14 protein-coding genes and 3 pseudogenes are annotated in these 13,468 nt (G+C 67.9%); 11 read left to right on the forward strand and 6 right to left on the reverse strand.

Going from position 1 to position 13,468, the window contains the following annotated elements:
* Positions 1-143: 143 nt before the first annotated feature.
* Positions 144-362, reverse strand: coding sequence for a hypothetical protein (locus ACFZDK_RS47630; protein ID WP_390983296.1), 219 nt, complete (start codon positions 360-362; stop codon positions 144-146).
* A 179-nt stretch (positions 363-541) separates the two neighbouring features.
* Here ACFZDK_RS47630 and ACFZDK_RS47635 point away from each other — a divergent pair, with 179 nt between their 5' ends.
* From ACFZDK_RS47635 to ACFZDK_RS47660, 6 genes are all read left to right on the forward strand, one after another.
* Positions 542-1,354 (forward strand): oxidoreductase, encoded by an 813-nt coding sequence (locus tag ACFZDK_RS47635; RefSeq protein ID WP_390983511.1) that lies wholly within the window; start codon positions 542-544, stop codon positions 1,352-1,354.
* Positions 1,355-1,419: 65 nt separating this feature from the next.
* The gene (locus ACFZDK_RS47640) at positions 1,420-1,938 is read left to right on the forward strand and encodes a nuclear transport factor 2 family protein (protein ID WP_388356997.1); all 519 of its coding nucleotides are present in this window, start codon (positions 1,420-1,422) and stop codon (positions 1,936-1,938) included.
* 200 nt (positions 1,939-2,138) lie between these two features.
* The gene (locus tag ACFZDK_RS47645) at positions 2,139-3,296 is read left to right on the forward strand and encodes an L-dopachrome tautomerase-related protein (RefSeq protein ID WP_390983299.1); all 1,158 of its coding nucleotides are present in this window, start codon (positions 2,139-2,141) and stop codon (positions 3,294-3,296) included.
* A gap of 458 nt (positions 3,297-3,754) precedes the next feature.
* Positions 3,755-5,053: a DUF3533 domain-containing protein gene (locus ACFZDK_RS47650; protein WP_390983302.1), complete on the forward strand. Its 1,299-nt coding sequence runs from the start codon at positions 3,755-3,757 to the stop codon at positions 5,051-5,053.
* Between the two features lie 234 nt (positions 5,054-5,287).
* Positions 5,288-5,863: a TetR family transcriptional regulator gene (locus ACFZDK_RS47655; RefSeq protein WP_390983305.1), complete on the forward strand. Its 576-nt coding sequence runs from the start codon at positions 5,288-5,290 to the stop codon at positions 5,861-5,863.
* Positions 5,864-6,222: 359 nt separating this feature from the next.
* On the forward strand, positions 6,223-6,462 hold the full coding sequence (locus ACFZDK_RS47660; RefSeq protein WP_390983307.1) for a hypothetical protein: 240 nt from the start codon (positions 6,223-6,225) through the stop codon (positions 6,460-6,462).
* Between the two features lie 547 nt (positions 6,463-7,009).
* Here the strand turns inward: ACFZDK_RS47660 and ACFZDK_RS47665 are convergent.
* Complete coding sequence (locus ACFZDK_RS47665; protein ID WP_059203589.1) at positions 7,010-7,609, reverse strand: TetR/AcrR family transcriptional regulator; 600 nt, start codon at positions 7,607-7,609, stop codon at positions 7,010-7,012.
* Between the two features lie 85 nt (positions 7,610-7,694).
* Here ACFZDK_RS47665 and ACFZDK_RS47670 point away from each other — a divergent pair, with 85 nt between their 5' ends.
* The 5 genes and pseudogenes from ACFZDK_RS47670 to ACFZDK_RS47690 all read left to right on the forward strand — a co-directional run bounded on the left by ACFZDK_RS47670 (position 7,695) and on the right by ACFZDK_RS47690 (position 10,920).
* On the forward strand, positions 7,695-8,750 hold the full coding sequence (locus ACFZDK_RS47670) for an aldo/keto reductase (RefSeq protein WP_390983310.1): 1,056 nt from the start codon (positions 7,695-7,697) through the stop codon (positions 8,748-8,750).
* Between the two features lie 145 nt (positions 8,751-8,895).
* Positions 8,896-9,045: pseudogene (locus ACFZDK_RS47675) on the forward strand (short-chain dehydrogenase/reductase); the annotation flags it as partial.
* Positions 9,046-9,095: 50 nt separating this feature from the next.
* Positions 9,096-9,434 (forward strand): nuclear transport factor 2 family protein, encoded by a 339-nt coding sequence (locus tag ACFZDK_RS47680; protein ID WP_390983313.1) that lies wholly within the window; start codon positions 9,096-9,098, stop codon positions 9,432-9,434.
* Positions 9,404-9,667, forward strand: a complete 264-nt coding sequence (locus ACFZDK_RS47685) for a hypothetical protein (protein ID WP_390983315.1) — start codon at positions 9,404-9,406, stop codon at positions 9,665-9,667. Before ACFZDK_RS47680 ends, ACFZDK_RS47685 begins: the two co-directional genes overlap by 31 nt.
* 248 nt (positions 9,668-9,915) lie before the next feature.
* Positions 9,916-10,920: an alpha/beta fold hydrolase gene (locus ACFZDK_RS47690; RefSeq protein WP_390983318.1), complete on the forward strand. Its 1,005-nt coding sequence runs from the start codon at positions 9,916-9,918 to the stop codon at positions 10,918-10,920.
* On the opposite strand, the pseudogene ACFZDK_RS47695 reads toward ACFZDK_RS47690, so the two are convergent.
* The 4 genes and pseudogenes from ACFZDK_RS47695 to argF all read right to left on the reverse strand — a co-directional run bounded on the left by ACFZDK_RS47695 (position 10,907) and on the right by argF (position 13,411).
* Positions 10,907-11,430: pseudogene (locus ACFZDK_RS47695) on the reverse strand (3-methyl-2-oxobutanoate hydroxymethyltransferase). The gene ACFZDK_RS47690 and the pseudogene ACFZDK_RS47695 sit on opposite strands and share 14 nt — an antisense overlap.
* Before the next feature lie 72 nt (positions 11,431-11,502).
* Entirely contained in the window at positions 11,503-11,730 is a 228-nt protein-coding gene (locus ACFZDK_RS47700) for a hypothetical protein (RefSeq protein ID WP_390983275.1), read from the reverse strand.
* Between the two features lie 23 nt (positions 11,731-11,753).
* A pseudogene (locus ACFZDK_RS47705) lies at positions 11,754-12,365 on the reverse strand (APC family permease); the annotation flags it as partial.
* 38 nt (positions 12,366-12,403) lie between these two features.
* Complete coding sequence (gene argF / locus ACFZDK_RS47710) at positions 12,404-13,411, reverse strand: ornithine carbamoyltransferase (protein WP_390983321.1); 1,008 nt, start codon at positions 13,409-13,411, stop codon at positions 12,404-12,406.
* Positions 13,412-13,468 lie beyond the last annotated feature (57 nt).

Raw genomic sequence — 13,468 nt, forward strand, 5'->3', positions numbered from 1 at the left:
CTGGTCATTGCCCCGTGCGTTGGCGGCTGCCACGACGGCGTACCCCTGCATCCGCATATGGAGCGCTTCGGGGTGTGCCGAGATCGGCCGCGTAACCGATCGCCATTGGGCTGCCCATGGCGCGGGAGGCCCGCTCGTGCCCCTCATCCTTTCCTTTTGCCCACGCTCTCGAACGCTGAGCAGGCGTCTTCCGTGCTCCGCGCCAAGGCGGCGACGATCGCCTTCTCGCCCGGGAGGAGTCGGAAGAGGTACGGCTGCGTGACACCGACCCGCTTGGCAATCGCCTCGGCAGAGGTGCCGTAGCGGCCCTTGAGCGCGAACTCGCGATCGCAGCGCGGGGATGGCGCTCCCACATCTCTCATGCCTGCTCATCCGGTGCGTGCCGCCATGCCGGCGGGCGCCGGTCAGCTCCACCTGAAGCCGGCCGGCGGCGCGGCCTGGGATCAGTTCCGTGCTTGAGCTTGCGCAATGTAAACCGATCACTTTACAGTGAGGCCAAGGGGAAACCGGCCGGTTTCCCAGATGGCTTCGGGAGTGCATGATGACGACAAATCGGCCGGTTGCCCTGGTGACGGGCGCGTCCTCCGGCATCGGCAAGCAGACCGCGCTCGCGCTGGTCGCGGCGGGTTTCGAGGTGGCCGGCACGGGCCGCGACACCTCACGCGTCACCCCGCTGCGGGGGGTGACGTTCTTCGACCTCGACGTGGTCAGCGACAAGTCGGTGGCTGCCGTGGTCCAGCAGGTGATCGGCCGCTTCGGGCGGATCGACGTCCTGGTCAACAACGCCGGCATCGGCTCGATCGGCGCGGCCGAGGAAACCTCCCTCACGCAGGCCCAGGGCGTCTTCGACATCAACGTCTTCGGCGTCATGCGCATGGTGAAGGAGGTCCTGCCGCACATGCGTGCCCAGGGACGCGGACGCATCATCAACCTCTCGTCCGTACAGGGCTTCATCCCCGCCCCCTACATGGCCGTCTACGGCGCCTCCAAGCACGCGATCGAGGGCTACTCCCAGTCCCTGGACCACGAGGTCCGCCCGTACGGCGTCCGCTCGCTCCTCGTCGAACCCGCCTACACCAACACCGGATTCGAGGCCAACAGCGCCAAGCCCGACACCCCCCTGCAGACCTACGCCGACCAGCGGCACATCTTCGACCGCCTGATGACGGAGGCGATCAAGGCCGGCGACGACCCCGCCGTGGTCGCCAAGGCCATCGTCACGGCAGCCACCGACACCAAGCCGAAACTGCGCTACGCCGCCGGCCCCACGGCCGGACGCGCACGCCTGCTCCGCTTCGCTCCCGCCTGGGTCCTGGACAAGCAGATCCGCAGCATGAACAAACTCACCGGCTGACCCCCGCCACCCGCGCATCCCGCCACCCAAAAACCCGTTCGCGCCGTTGATACCGGGAGAGACCCGTGTCCGAGACCCTGCACTCCGCCGCCACTACCATCGCGCGCTGGCGCTCCGCCGAGGAACGCGGTGATGTCGAAGCCGCGGTCGCGTGCCTGAGCCCGGACGTCGTGCTCAGCTCGCCGCTCACCGACCAGTTCCCCTTCGAGGGATCTGACCAGCTGCGCGACTTCCTGACCGTGGTGTTCGCGGCGGTCAAGGACGTCCAGTACCACACCCAGACCGGCGAGGGCGACACGTACGCCCTGGTCTACCGGGCGCGGGTGGGTTCCCAGTCGTTCGAGGAGGTGCAGATGCTGCGGCTCGACGACCAAGCACGCATCACGGAGATCACGCTCTTCGGGCGTCCGATGCCGGCCCTCACCGCCCTGATGCACCTCGTGGGTCCGGCGCTCGCTCGCCAGCAGGGCCGCCGGGGCCTTGCGACGCTCATGAGCGTCAGCACCGTACCCATTCACGCGATGGTCTCCTCGGGGGACCGCAGCATGGTCGCGAAGACCCGCCCGGCAGCCCGGCGGACCTGAGAGCACCAGGTCCACCGGCCGTTTGACCCCGTTCCCCTTCCAGGAGTTGGCGGTAGCCGCAGGCGATGTCCTCGGCGGACAGCGCTCCTGGTGGCGGCCTCCACCAGCCACGGCAGTGTCCGTCCATTCCCACCACGCGCCGATGTGCTACGGCAACTCGTCGCGCTCTCCAGTGCCTTGACCCAACAGGAGACGCTCTTATGAAACGACGTACGTTCCTTACGGCGACCACCGCGTCGCTGGCCGCCAGCCAACTCGCCGGACCCGCCTACGCCTCCGCATCCCCCTCCGGTTCAACAGCCGGTCACTACGAGGTCGTCGCCCGCTTCTGGGACGCGATGCCGACGGGTGTCACCGTCTCGTGCCGCGGCCGCATCTTCGTCAACTTTCCCCGCTGGGGCGACGACGTCCCGTTCACCGTCGCCGAACTGCGGGACGGGAAGCCGGTGGCCTACCCCGACGCCGAGGTGAACCGCCAGGACGCCTCCGACCTGGCCGGGCACTTCCAGTCGGTGCAGAGCGTCGTCGTCGACGGGGCCGACCGACTGTGGATCCTCGACACCGGAAGCCCGCTGTTCGCCGGGTCCTCCTACGGCGGCCCCAAGCTCGTGGCGGTCGACCTGCGCACCAACCGGATCGTACGGAAGATCCTCTTCCCGCCCGAGGTGGTGCCGGCGAACAGCTACCCCAACGACGTGCGCCTCGACCTGCGGCGCGGCGCCCAGGGCACGGCGTTCATCACCGACTCGGGCGGCTCCAACGGCATCATCGTGGTCGACCTCGCCACCGGCCGCTCCTGGCGGAGACTGGCCGGACATCCCTCGACGCTCCCGGACCCGGACTTCCTTCCGGTCATCGACGGCCAGCCCTTCATGGTCCGCCCCGCGGGCGGCGAGCCCACGTACTACGAGACCGGCTCCGACGGCATCGCTCTCAGCGCCGACGGCACGCGCCTCTACTACTGCCCGCTGTCCAGCCGCCGACTGCACAGCGTGTCCACCGACGCCCTCGCCGACCCGGACGCCACGGACGCCGAGGTCGCGGCGACAGTCGAAAACCTCGGGTTCAAGCCGATGGCCGACGGCCTGGAGAGCGACGACAAGGGACGGCTCTACGGCGGCGACCTGGAACACAACGCCATCTGGCGCAGAAACCCGAACGGCACCTACCGCACCCTCGCCCAGGGCACCGACCTGAACTGGATCGACACCCTGTCCGTCGCCTCGGACCGGCACCTGTACGCCACCGCAAACCAACTCGACCGGCTGGCGCCCTTCCACGAGGGCCAGGACCTGCGCCGCAAGCCCTACCTCCTGGTCCGCCTGCCGATCGACGCCGGGCCGGTCAGGCTCGTGTGACCTCTCCGGCTCGCGTCAGGCGGCCGCCTGGTCGCTGTCCAGGTGCGCACCCCAGCAGTGCAGCGGTCGACCCCGCCCCGGGCGCTGCCCCGGGCGGGGTCCCCGTCGAGGCAGGGCTTGCCGGTGTAGTGCGCTGCAGGGCTTGCGCGACCTGAAGTGAGCCGCTCCCCTCACGGTTCGAAGCGACTCGATGACCAGGAGTGGCGTCGGCACGCGGCTTCGCGGCGCTGCCGGGGTATGGGCCAGCGCCTCGACTTGGAATCCGTAAACCGATCGGTTTGCTGACGGGTCTGAAACCGACCGGTTTCATCGGCTGGAGTCCCGGCAGGGTGCTGCACCTCCGGTTCCGCGTCGCGGCCGTGTGTGCCGAGATCGAACATTCCGAGGGTCACCGGTCCGCAATGAAGCTGTCCGGCCTTCTCCGTCTATGAGTGTGTTGTCCGAGACCGGAGTAAGTCATGAGTGTGATTCACCCGTTCCGCGTCCTGCGTGCCAAACCCCTGTGGACCGCCAACGGCGTCATCACGGGCGTCCTCGCGCTGCTGTTCACGGTGTTCTACGTCGGGGCCAACATCGATCCCGTCGATCACATGAAGAATCTGCCCGTCGGCCTGGTCAACGCCGACAAGGGGGCCGATGTCGGTGGCGAGCAGGTCAACCTGGGGGCTCAGATCACCGAGTCGATCAAGAAGTCCACCGCGAGCGGGGGCAAGATCGACTGGAAGGTGATGGACGAGAAGGAGATGAAGGAGGAACTCGGCAAGGGCAAGCTGTACGGCGCGCTCGTCGTCCCCGCCGACTTCACCTCCGCCACCACCGCACTCACCGGCCCCGCGACCACCGGGACCCCGACCCGTCCGACGCTGACGGTGCTGACCAACCAGTCCGCCGGCAGTGTGGGCTCCAGCCTGGCCCGGACGGCGACGACACAGGCGGCCGAAAGCGCCTCGCTCCAGGTGGGCAAGGAGCTCACGTCCCAGGGCGGGACCGGGCAGGCGAAGCTGCCCGCCGCGGCACGCGTCCTGCTGGCCGACCCGGCCGCCGTCACCGTCGAGGACGGCCATCCCCTCGACGCGCACAGCGGCCTGGGCCTGACAGCGTTCTATTACGCGCTCGTCCTCGTGGTCTGCGGCATGCTCTCCGCCAACGTCATCAGCGGCCAGGTCGACCACGCCCTCGGCTACACCCACAACGACATGGGCCCGTTGCGCCTGCACCGCCCACTCATCCGGGCGACCCGGGTGCAGACCCTCGCCATCAGCAGCACCCTCATGGCCGGGCTGTCCCTGCTGATGGGGAGCCTGGTCATGGCGGGCGCGGTCGGCCTCATGGGAATGCAAGCCGCCCATCTGCCGCTGCTGTGGCTGTACTCGGTGTGCGCCATCGCCGTCTCCGGGATCGGTGCGCTCACCCTGCTCGCCGTCTTCGGCACGCCCGGCATGCTGGTGGTCACGCTGGTCTTCATCGGGATGGCCGTGCCGACGGCCAACGCCACCACTCCCCTCCAGGCCCTGCCCGGCTTCTACCGCTTCCTGGCGGAGTTCGAACCGCTGCGGCAGATCACCGGCGGCATCCGCTCCATCCTGTACTACGACGCCCAGGCCGACGCCGGCCTGACCCGGGGCTGGGTCATGATGGCCGTCGGCCTCGCGGCAGCCGCCCTCTTCGGCTTCGGAGTGACCAGCTGGTACGACCGCAAGGGGCTGCACCGCATCCCCGCCGACACGGAGCCCGAGAAGACCGCTGCCCCGGCGTAGCGGAAGGCGGCTCACCCAAGACGGGGCCATTCAGCGGAGTGGCCCCGGTGTGCGTCGCCCCCGCGGGGACGAGAGGCGCGTGCACCATCAGGGCTCGGCGACGGTCTCTCCCCCAAGACCGTCGCCGAGCCTCTGAGCGGCCTTCAGACGTCCACCCGACGGCAGGCGCCTCCCCCGACCCCACATGGAAACCGATCGGTTTCCATTGCGTCCGATTGGAGTTGACCTCGCGGTATGACTACCAAAGTGAAGCAAAGCCCCCGGGAGCGGCTGCTGGAGGCAGCAGCCACGCTCACCTACCGCGACGGCGTCGGCATCGACATCAGCGTCCAGGCGCTGTGCAAGGCAGCGGGGGTGTCCAAGCGCTCCATGTATCAGCTGTTCGAGAGCAAGGACGAACTGCTGGCGGCGAGCCTGCAGGAGCGTTGCGGTGCCTTCGTGGCGAGGGCCCTGCCCCCGGCGGATGATGGCCGCTCCCCCCGCGAGCGGATCCTGTACGTCTTCGAGCGGGTGGAGTCGCAGGCGGGTGCGCCCGACTTCCAAGGCTGCCGGTACCTGGCTGTGCAGATCGAGCTCAAGGACCAGACCCACCCCGCGAGCCGGACGGCCCACCAGATCAAAGCGAACCTGACGGCCTTTTTCCGTTCCGAGGCCGAACGGGGTGGGGCGAGCAACCCCGACCTGCTGGCCCGGCAGCTCATCCTGGTCATCGACGGCGCCAGCGCCCGCGCGGGGATCGGCGCCGACCATCTGACCGGGATCATCGCACCCACGGCGACCACCCTGCTCGATGCGGCAGACATGCAGTGATCCACCCCGTCTTCGAGCAGGATCGGCGACCGAAACGCTCTTTCGGGTTGCTGCCCGACTCCGGCAGCCGGAGCAGCGCCCACGGCCTCACGTCCCCGCTTCCCCGCAATCGGCGGGAAGCCCGATGGCCGTAAGAGTGCTGCCGATCATGCCGCAAGCAAAGAAGCCTGTGGTCGCGTGGACGTCGGCACCCAGCGACAGGTGCACGGGTACCCCACCGCCTCATCCAGCCGGCCCGGACGAGCTCGCCCGTCTGGCCATCACCCTCTGCCTCAGCGGCCGCGACGACGCCGTATCCCTGCATCTGCATCACGAGCGTTTCGGAGCGCGCCGAGATCAGCCGCGCCTACGCGCCCGCCATGGCGCCCAGGGCCTGCTCGCTGCCCTTCACCGTCGACCGCGTGATGGCGGAGGCGATCAGGGACGGTGACGCCCCCGCCACCGTCGCCAAGGCGATCGTCGCGGCGGCCACCGGCGCCAAACCGAAGCCGCGCTACACCGCCGGCCCCACGGCCGGACGCGCGCGCATACTGCGCCGCGTCGCCCCCGCCCAGGTTTTCGACAAGCAGATCCGCAAGATGAACAAGCTGGCCGGCTGACACCTGCCCGCACTCAAGCGCCACGCAAGAACGAAAGAGGCGATGGAGCGGCACACGGTGGAGATCCAGATCGAGTTCGCTGTTCCGGCAGAGATGCGTGACGGCAGGCTGCGCGCGGATGTCCACCGGCCCGGCGGTACGGGACCGTGGCCGGTGCTGCTGAGCCGGCTGTCGCACGGCCAGCAGACGCCAATGATGGGCATCGTACTTGATCCTCTGCGGCCATCGGGGCACCGAGCGGCGCCCCTCCGCTCGGACTTACGGATGGAAATCGATCGGTTTACGACGAGGGGGCCCGATCAGTTTTCGTCGCAGAGGCGAGCAAGTCCCGAACCCCCATCACTAGGAGTACGGACGGCTTTCCCGTGCGACACCGAAGGGCAGCACACGCAGATTCCCGCGACCTCAGCCTTCACCCGAGCCGGAAGTGCGTTCTTCACAGTCAGTTGAGGGGCGCGACTGGCAGCCCAGAACAACGCTAACCGCTGCGGCCATTGGTCCCGGTTCGCGTCGAAGACACGGGGGGGGGGTGATCTTCAGCTGGGGGTCAGTTCGGGGCCGGCGGGATGGCCTGGTCGATCAGCATTTCCGCGACTTCGTGGGCGTCACGGAAGGGCTGGGTGTCATTGAGTGAGGTGGACAGGGCGCGGGCTCCGTCGAACAGCAGCGCCAGGCGGCGGGCGAGGGTTTCCGGGTCGGGGGCGCCTGCTTCGGCGGCAAGCCCAGCCAGGCGGTGGGTGAATGCTTGTTTGTGCTGTTGGACCAGTTCCGCCACCTCGGGCATGGTGCCTGCACCCTCGACGACGGCGTTGTGGAACACGCATCCGCGATATACCGCGTCCGGGCTGGTCGGGGGTTCGCGGAACAAGGCGAGCAGGCGTTGCCGCGGATCGACGTCGTCGCGGGTCAGTTGCGCCACGGCGGGCACCGGCGGCTCGGCCCTGAAGCGTCCCAGATAGGCGGCGACGATGGCCTCCTTGCTGGGGAAGTGCTGGTACAGGGTGCGGCTGGACACGTGGGCCACCTCAGCGAGCCGGGCGACGCCGGTGGCGTGAATGCCGTCTCGTGAGAACAGTTCCGCCGCGGCGCGCAGGATGCGCTCCCGTGCGCCACGTCCACCCCGGTGGATCGTCTCGGTGCTGGTCACCACTCAAGTATAGCGGCCGCTTTACTTCGGGTCGGTCGTCGGCTACGGTCAAGTACCGTGATCGCTTTACTTTGGAGGCGGCATCATGCGGTACCTGACCTTCGGCCGCGGCAACGGCCTGCGCGTCTCGGAATACGCTCTGGGAACCGCAACCTTCGGCACCCGGTGGGGCGCCGGCAGCGAGCGGAGTGAGACGGCTCGGATCCTGGACCGGTTCGCTGACGCGGGCGGTACCTTCCTCGACACCGCCGAGAGCTATCAGGCAGGCGAGTCCGAAGAGATCCTCGGGCAGTTGCTGACCACCCGGCGCGACCAGTTCACCGTGGCCACGAAGTTCGGCGTCGGCATCCACGCCACCTCGGGCGTGCAAGGCACCGGCGACTCCCGTCGGAACATGATCCGGGCGGTCGAGGGCAGCCTGGCCCGGCTCCGCACCGACCGCATCGACCTGCTGTGGGTCCATTTCCCGGACCCGGTCACCCCGACGACGGAGATCGTGCGTGCACTGGACGATCTGGTGCGCTCCGGGAAGATCCTCTACGCCGGGCTGTCGAACTTCCCGGCCTGGCGCACCGCGCGGGCCGTCACCCTCGCCGAGGTGCGCGGCTGGGCCCCGATCGTGGGCGTGCAGGTCGAGTACAGCCTCGTCGAACGCTCCGCCGACCGGGAAATCCTGCCGATGGCCGAAGCGCTCGGCTTGGGCGCGACGTTCTGGTCACCGCTGGGTGGCGGGCTGCTGACCGGCAAGTATCGCCACCGGTCGGAGGGACGACTCACCACGCTGGGTCGACTGATCCACACCGAAGACACCGAACAGAAAAGCACCGTGCTCAACACCGTCCTGCGCATCGCCGACGACCTCGGCACCACCGCGGCTCAGGTCGCGATCGCGTGGCTACGGCACCGCGCGACAATCGCCACCACCGGACTCGTCCCGGTGATCGGCCCACGCACCGTGTCCCAATTGGACACCTACCTCGCCGCCCTCGACGTCGAACTCAGCCACGAGCAATACCAGCAACTGGACGAAGCCAGCCGGATCCCGCTCGGCCAACCCCACGAATCCGTAGCCGCCCGCACCCCGACCCTGCTCGGCGGCTCCGACATCGACTTCCGGCAACCGACCGTCCCCGTCGCCTGAAAGAAGAGCTCGGATGAAACGACGTACGTTCCTCGCAGCGGCGACCGCATCGATGGCCGCCACCCAACGCGCTCGACCCGCCTATGCCGCCAGTTCAACCGCCGGGCCCTAGGGCCCGGTTGGTGGCGGCGATCAAGGACGGCGACGGGTGATCGTCGGGGCACCGACCGACGTGAAGCCGAAGCTGCGCTACACCGCCGGCACCCTGGCCGGACGCGCCAGCATACTGCGCCGCCTCGTTCCTGCCTGGGCCTTCGACAAGCAGATCCGCAAGCTCAACCAGCTCGACGGCTGACACCCGCCACCTGCAAACCCGATCGCGCCGTTCATACCGGGGAGAGACCCATGTCCGACACCCCGCACTCCGCCGCCACTACCGTCGCGCGCTGGCGATCCGCCCTGGAACGCGGTGACGTCGACGCCGCGGCCGCGTGCCTGAGCGCGGACGTCGTGCTCGTCCCGCCGCTCACCGAACAGTTCCACTTCGAGGGACCCGGCCAGCTGCGAGACTTCCTGGCCTCCGCGTTCACGGCGGTCGAGGACATCCGCCTCCACACCCAGACCGGCGAGGACAACGCCTACGCGGTGCTCCACAACGCGCGGGTAGGACCCAGCCGTTCGAGGAGGCACACATCAAGGAGATCACGCTCTTCGTGCATCAGATGCCGGCCCTCACCGCGATGATGATCACCCTGGGGTCGGACCTCACCCTCCGGCAGGGCCGCCGTGGCCTCGCAGCGCTCCTGCGCGCCAGCGCCACGCCGGCGCACGCGCTGGTCACCTTCGAGGACCGCAGCGTGGTCCCGCCACCCCGGCCGGGGAGCCCGGCGGACCTGACAAGACCACGTGCGAGCACGGCCTCCAGCAATTCGATCTCGATGATCCAGCGGCGGATCTCTGACTCGCCGGGGCGATGACTCTGGCTCCGGAATCCTTCCCTTGAGTATGCAACCAGGAAAGTAGGAGAAAGATGTCGACACGCTCACGCGCAAATCACGGGAAGAAAGGTCTCATACGGCACAGGACTGGCCGTGTGGCCAGTCCTGTCACCGCTCTAGCACTGTGCGCGTTGCTTCAAGGTTGTGCTGGCCCCGCGCGGTCGGCCACCGAGCTCCGGGCTGTAGCAGGCACGGCGGCAAGTGGGGCACCGTCGCCCCAGTCCGGTGTGACGACTCCCCGCGAAGGGGACGCCACTGTCGCTAACTACAAGTTCCGGGACGGCGAAACAATCGATCAGCTGAAACTCCATTACACCCTACTCGGCGAACCACATAAAAATCAGAAGGGCGTGGTCGATAACGCTATCTTGCTCCTTCACTGGACGGGCGCGAGCAGTAAGGCCCTGTTGACACCGGAGTTTCAACAGTCACTTTTCACGCCAGGGGCGCCATTTGATGTGACACGTTATCTGGTTATCATTCCCGACGCGATCGGGCACGGTCAGTCGAGCAAGCCGAGCGACGGACTCAGGAGCAGATTCCCTCACTATGGGTACGGCGACATGGTCGATCTCCAACACAAGCTCGTCACGGAGACACTCGGCATTTCGCATCTGCGCGCAGTCGTGGGGATGTCCATGGGCTGCATGAACGCCTGGCAGTGGGCAGAGGCTTACCCATCCGCGATGGACGGGATCATGCCAGTGGCGTGCTTCCCAGCGCCGATCAGCGGACGGAACCTGCTGTGGCGAAAAATCATCGTCGACCAAATAAAATCCGACCCAACCTGGAACGGCGGAAACTACCAACAACAGCCACCTGCGGCGGCGGCTGCTGCCAGCATTGCGCGGATGATGATCGACGGTGTCTCGCACCTGCAAGAAGAAGTCACCACACCCGGGCAGGCTGACCAGTTTATCCAGGCCGTCAAAGCGCAATCCTCCGGCGGTGACGCCAATGACCTCATCTACTCGTTGGAGGCGTCCCAAGATTTCAACGGCGAGCCTCACCTAGGGAATATAACGGCCAAGGTGTATGCAGTGAACTTTGCCGACGACGAATTCTACCGCGACAGCCTAGGTATCCTGCAGCAAGGCATGACCAAGGTGCAGCACGGAAGATACGTCGTACGCCCGACCACAGACGATTCAACGGGACACTTGTCGATGACACATCCAGCCCTGTGGAAAGACAAGGCGCAAACCTTCATGAAGTGGCTCAACGCCAACTGAGCCATGCTCCAAAACGGGCCAGCACCATCTCGATCAGCACAGCGAACGCACCGGCCGCCTCCAATGCCTTCGCCGCGGACACCAGCCCCTGCGCGTCCTCACCGTGCCTCTGCACCCGGTAGCCCAAGGCTGTGTTCGGACTGCGGGTGAACCCGATGTGCGCCATCACCGGGATCCCGGACCGGGTCAACAGCTCCACCTGCGGCACCATCTCCTCGCCGCCCTCCAGCTTCACCGCGTGCGCGCCCGCCTCCTTCATGAACCGCACTGCCGTGGGGAAGCACTGCTCCGCGGACCCCTCGTACGAGCCGAACGGCAGGTCCGCGATGACCAGCGCCCGCCGGGCCGCCCCGGACACGCGTGTACGAGCGGGAGCAGTTCGTCCACGGTCACCGGCAACGCCGTCGTGTTGCCGAAGACGTTGTTCGACGCCGAGTCCCCGATCAGCAGCACCGGGATACCGGCCTCCTCGAAGGTGGCCGCGGTGTACATGTCGTACGCCGTCAGCATCGCCCACTTCTGCCCGCGCTGCCACGGCAGCTGTAGTTGGTGAGGCGTAGGGCGTGCGGAAACGGGCTGCGCTTACTGGGCAGCCCGGTTCCGGTGGATTTGCTTGGCCACGGTAGTCAGGACTACCAGCGGGGCCGCAACGCAGGCGATATAGAGCACGATCAGCGCCAGCCCGGGATGGGCACCGGGGGCTATGTCCGAGTTGAACGCCAGCGACGGCTTGACGTGGTGCCAGCGGGTGATCTCGAAGTACATCAGGTACCAGGAACCGATCCACACCACGCCACCGAGCCACTTCACGAGTCGCATCCTTTGTACCTGCCGCCGTTGGCGTAGAGGTTCATCACCGCGTCGAGCGAGGCGAAGGCCGCCGGGAGCGCGAAGACGACCGCCACGATCAGGGTGCCGGCGACGGGGGTGGCGGTCTTGGGGGAGACCTTCTCGAAGACGCGCGGGATCAGTCCGTCCCGGGACATGGACATCAGGATGCGGGTCTGGCCGTACATCACCGCGAGGACCACGGAGGCGATGGCGACGACCGCGCCGAAGGCGATCACCCCGCCGCCGACGGTGGACCCGGTGACCTGGTTGACGACGTAGGAGAGGGCGGCGGGGCGGCCCGCGACCTGGTCGCCGCCGATGGCGCCGGTCGCGGCGAGCGCGACCGCGCAGTAGAGCAGGGTGACCACGCCCATGCAGACGAGGATCGCGACCGGGATGTCCCGGCGCGGGTTCTTCGCCTCCTCGCCGGCCGTGGTGATCGCGTCGAAACCGACGTACGAGAAGAACGCGGCGGTGGTGCCCGCGCCGATGCCGCCGAGCCCGGCCGGGGAGAATGGGACGAGGCTGCCGTCCTTGAAGGCGCTGAAGCCGATCACGCAGAAGGCGACCAGGACGACCAGCTTCACGGCCGCCATCGCGGCGGTGGCCCCGGCGAGGGGTGGTGCGGGGCCGCCGCAAAGGATAGGGCTGGTCAGGACAGTGTGGCGACCAGGACCGCCTTGATGGTGTGCATCCGGTTCTCGGCCTCGTCGAAGACGACGGAGTGCTCGGACTCGAACACCTCGTCGGTGACCTCCAGCTCGGTCAGGCCGTGCCGCTCGTAGATCTCGCGGCCGACGTCGGTGCCGAGGTCGTGGAAGGCCGGCAGGCAGTGCAGGAACTTGACGTCGGCGTTGCCGGTGGCACGCAGCACGTCCATGGTGACGGCGTAGGGGCCGAGCAGCGCGATCCGCTCGTCCCAGACCTCCTTGGGCTCGCCCATCGACACCCAGACGTCGGTGGCGACGAAGTCGGCGCCGCGCACGCCCTCCTTCACGTCCTCGGTGAGCGTGATCCGGGCGCCGGATGCGGCGGCGAGCTGCTGGGCCAGGTCGACGATCGTGTCGTCCGGCCACAGCAGGCGGGGGGCGACGATCCGCACGTCCATGCCGAGCAGGGCGCCGGTGACCAGGTAGGAGTTTCCCATGTTGTAGCGGGCGTCGCCGAGGTAGGCGAAGGCGATGCCGGTGAGCGGCTTGTCGCTGTGCTCGGTCATGGTGAGCACGTCGGCGAGCATCTGGGTGGGGTGCCACTCGTCGGTGAGGCCGTTGTAGACGGGGACCCCGGCGAACGCGGCCAGCTCCTCGACCACGCCCTGGCCGTGCCCGCGGTACTCGATCGCGTCGAACATCCGGCCGAGGACCCGGGCGGTGTCCTTCACCGACTCCTTGTGCCCGATCTGCGAACCGGCCGGGTCGAGGTAGGTGGTGACGGCGCCCTGGTCGGCGGCGGCGACCTCGAAGGCGCAGCGGGTGCGGGTGGAGGTCTTCTCGAAGACCAGCGCGATGTTCTTGCCGCGCAGGTGCTGGGTCTCGGTCCCGCCCTTCTTGGCCGCCTTCAGCTCGGCGGCCAGCTCGACCAGCCCGCGGAACTCCTCCTGGGTGAAGTCCAGTTCCTTGAGGAAGTGGCGGCCGGCGAGTGCGGTCGGGACTGTCGCCATGGGGGCGCTCCAGCGGTAGGGGTCAGCTTCAGGGACTATGGAAGTCTATACGATGTT

The sequence above is a fragment of the Streptomyces sp. NPDC007901 genome, assembly GCF_042959465.1.
GTDB lineage: Bacteria > Actinomycetota > Actinomycetes > Streptomycetales > Streptomycetaceae > Streptomyces.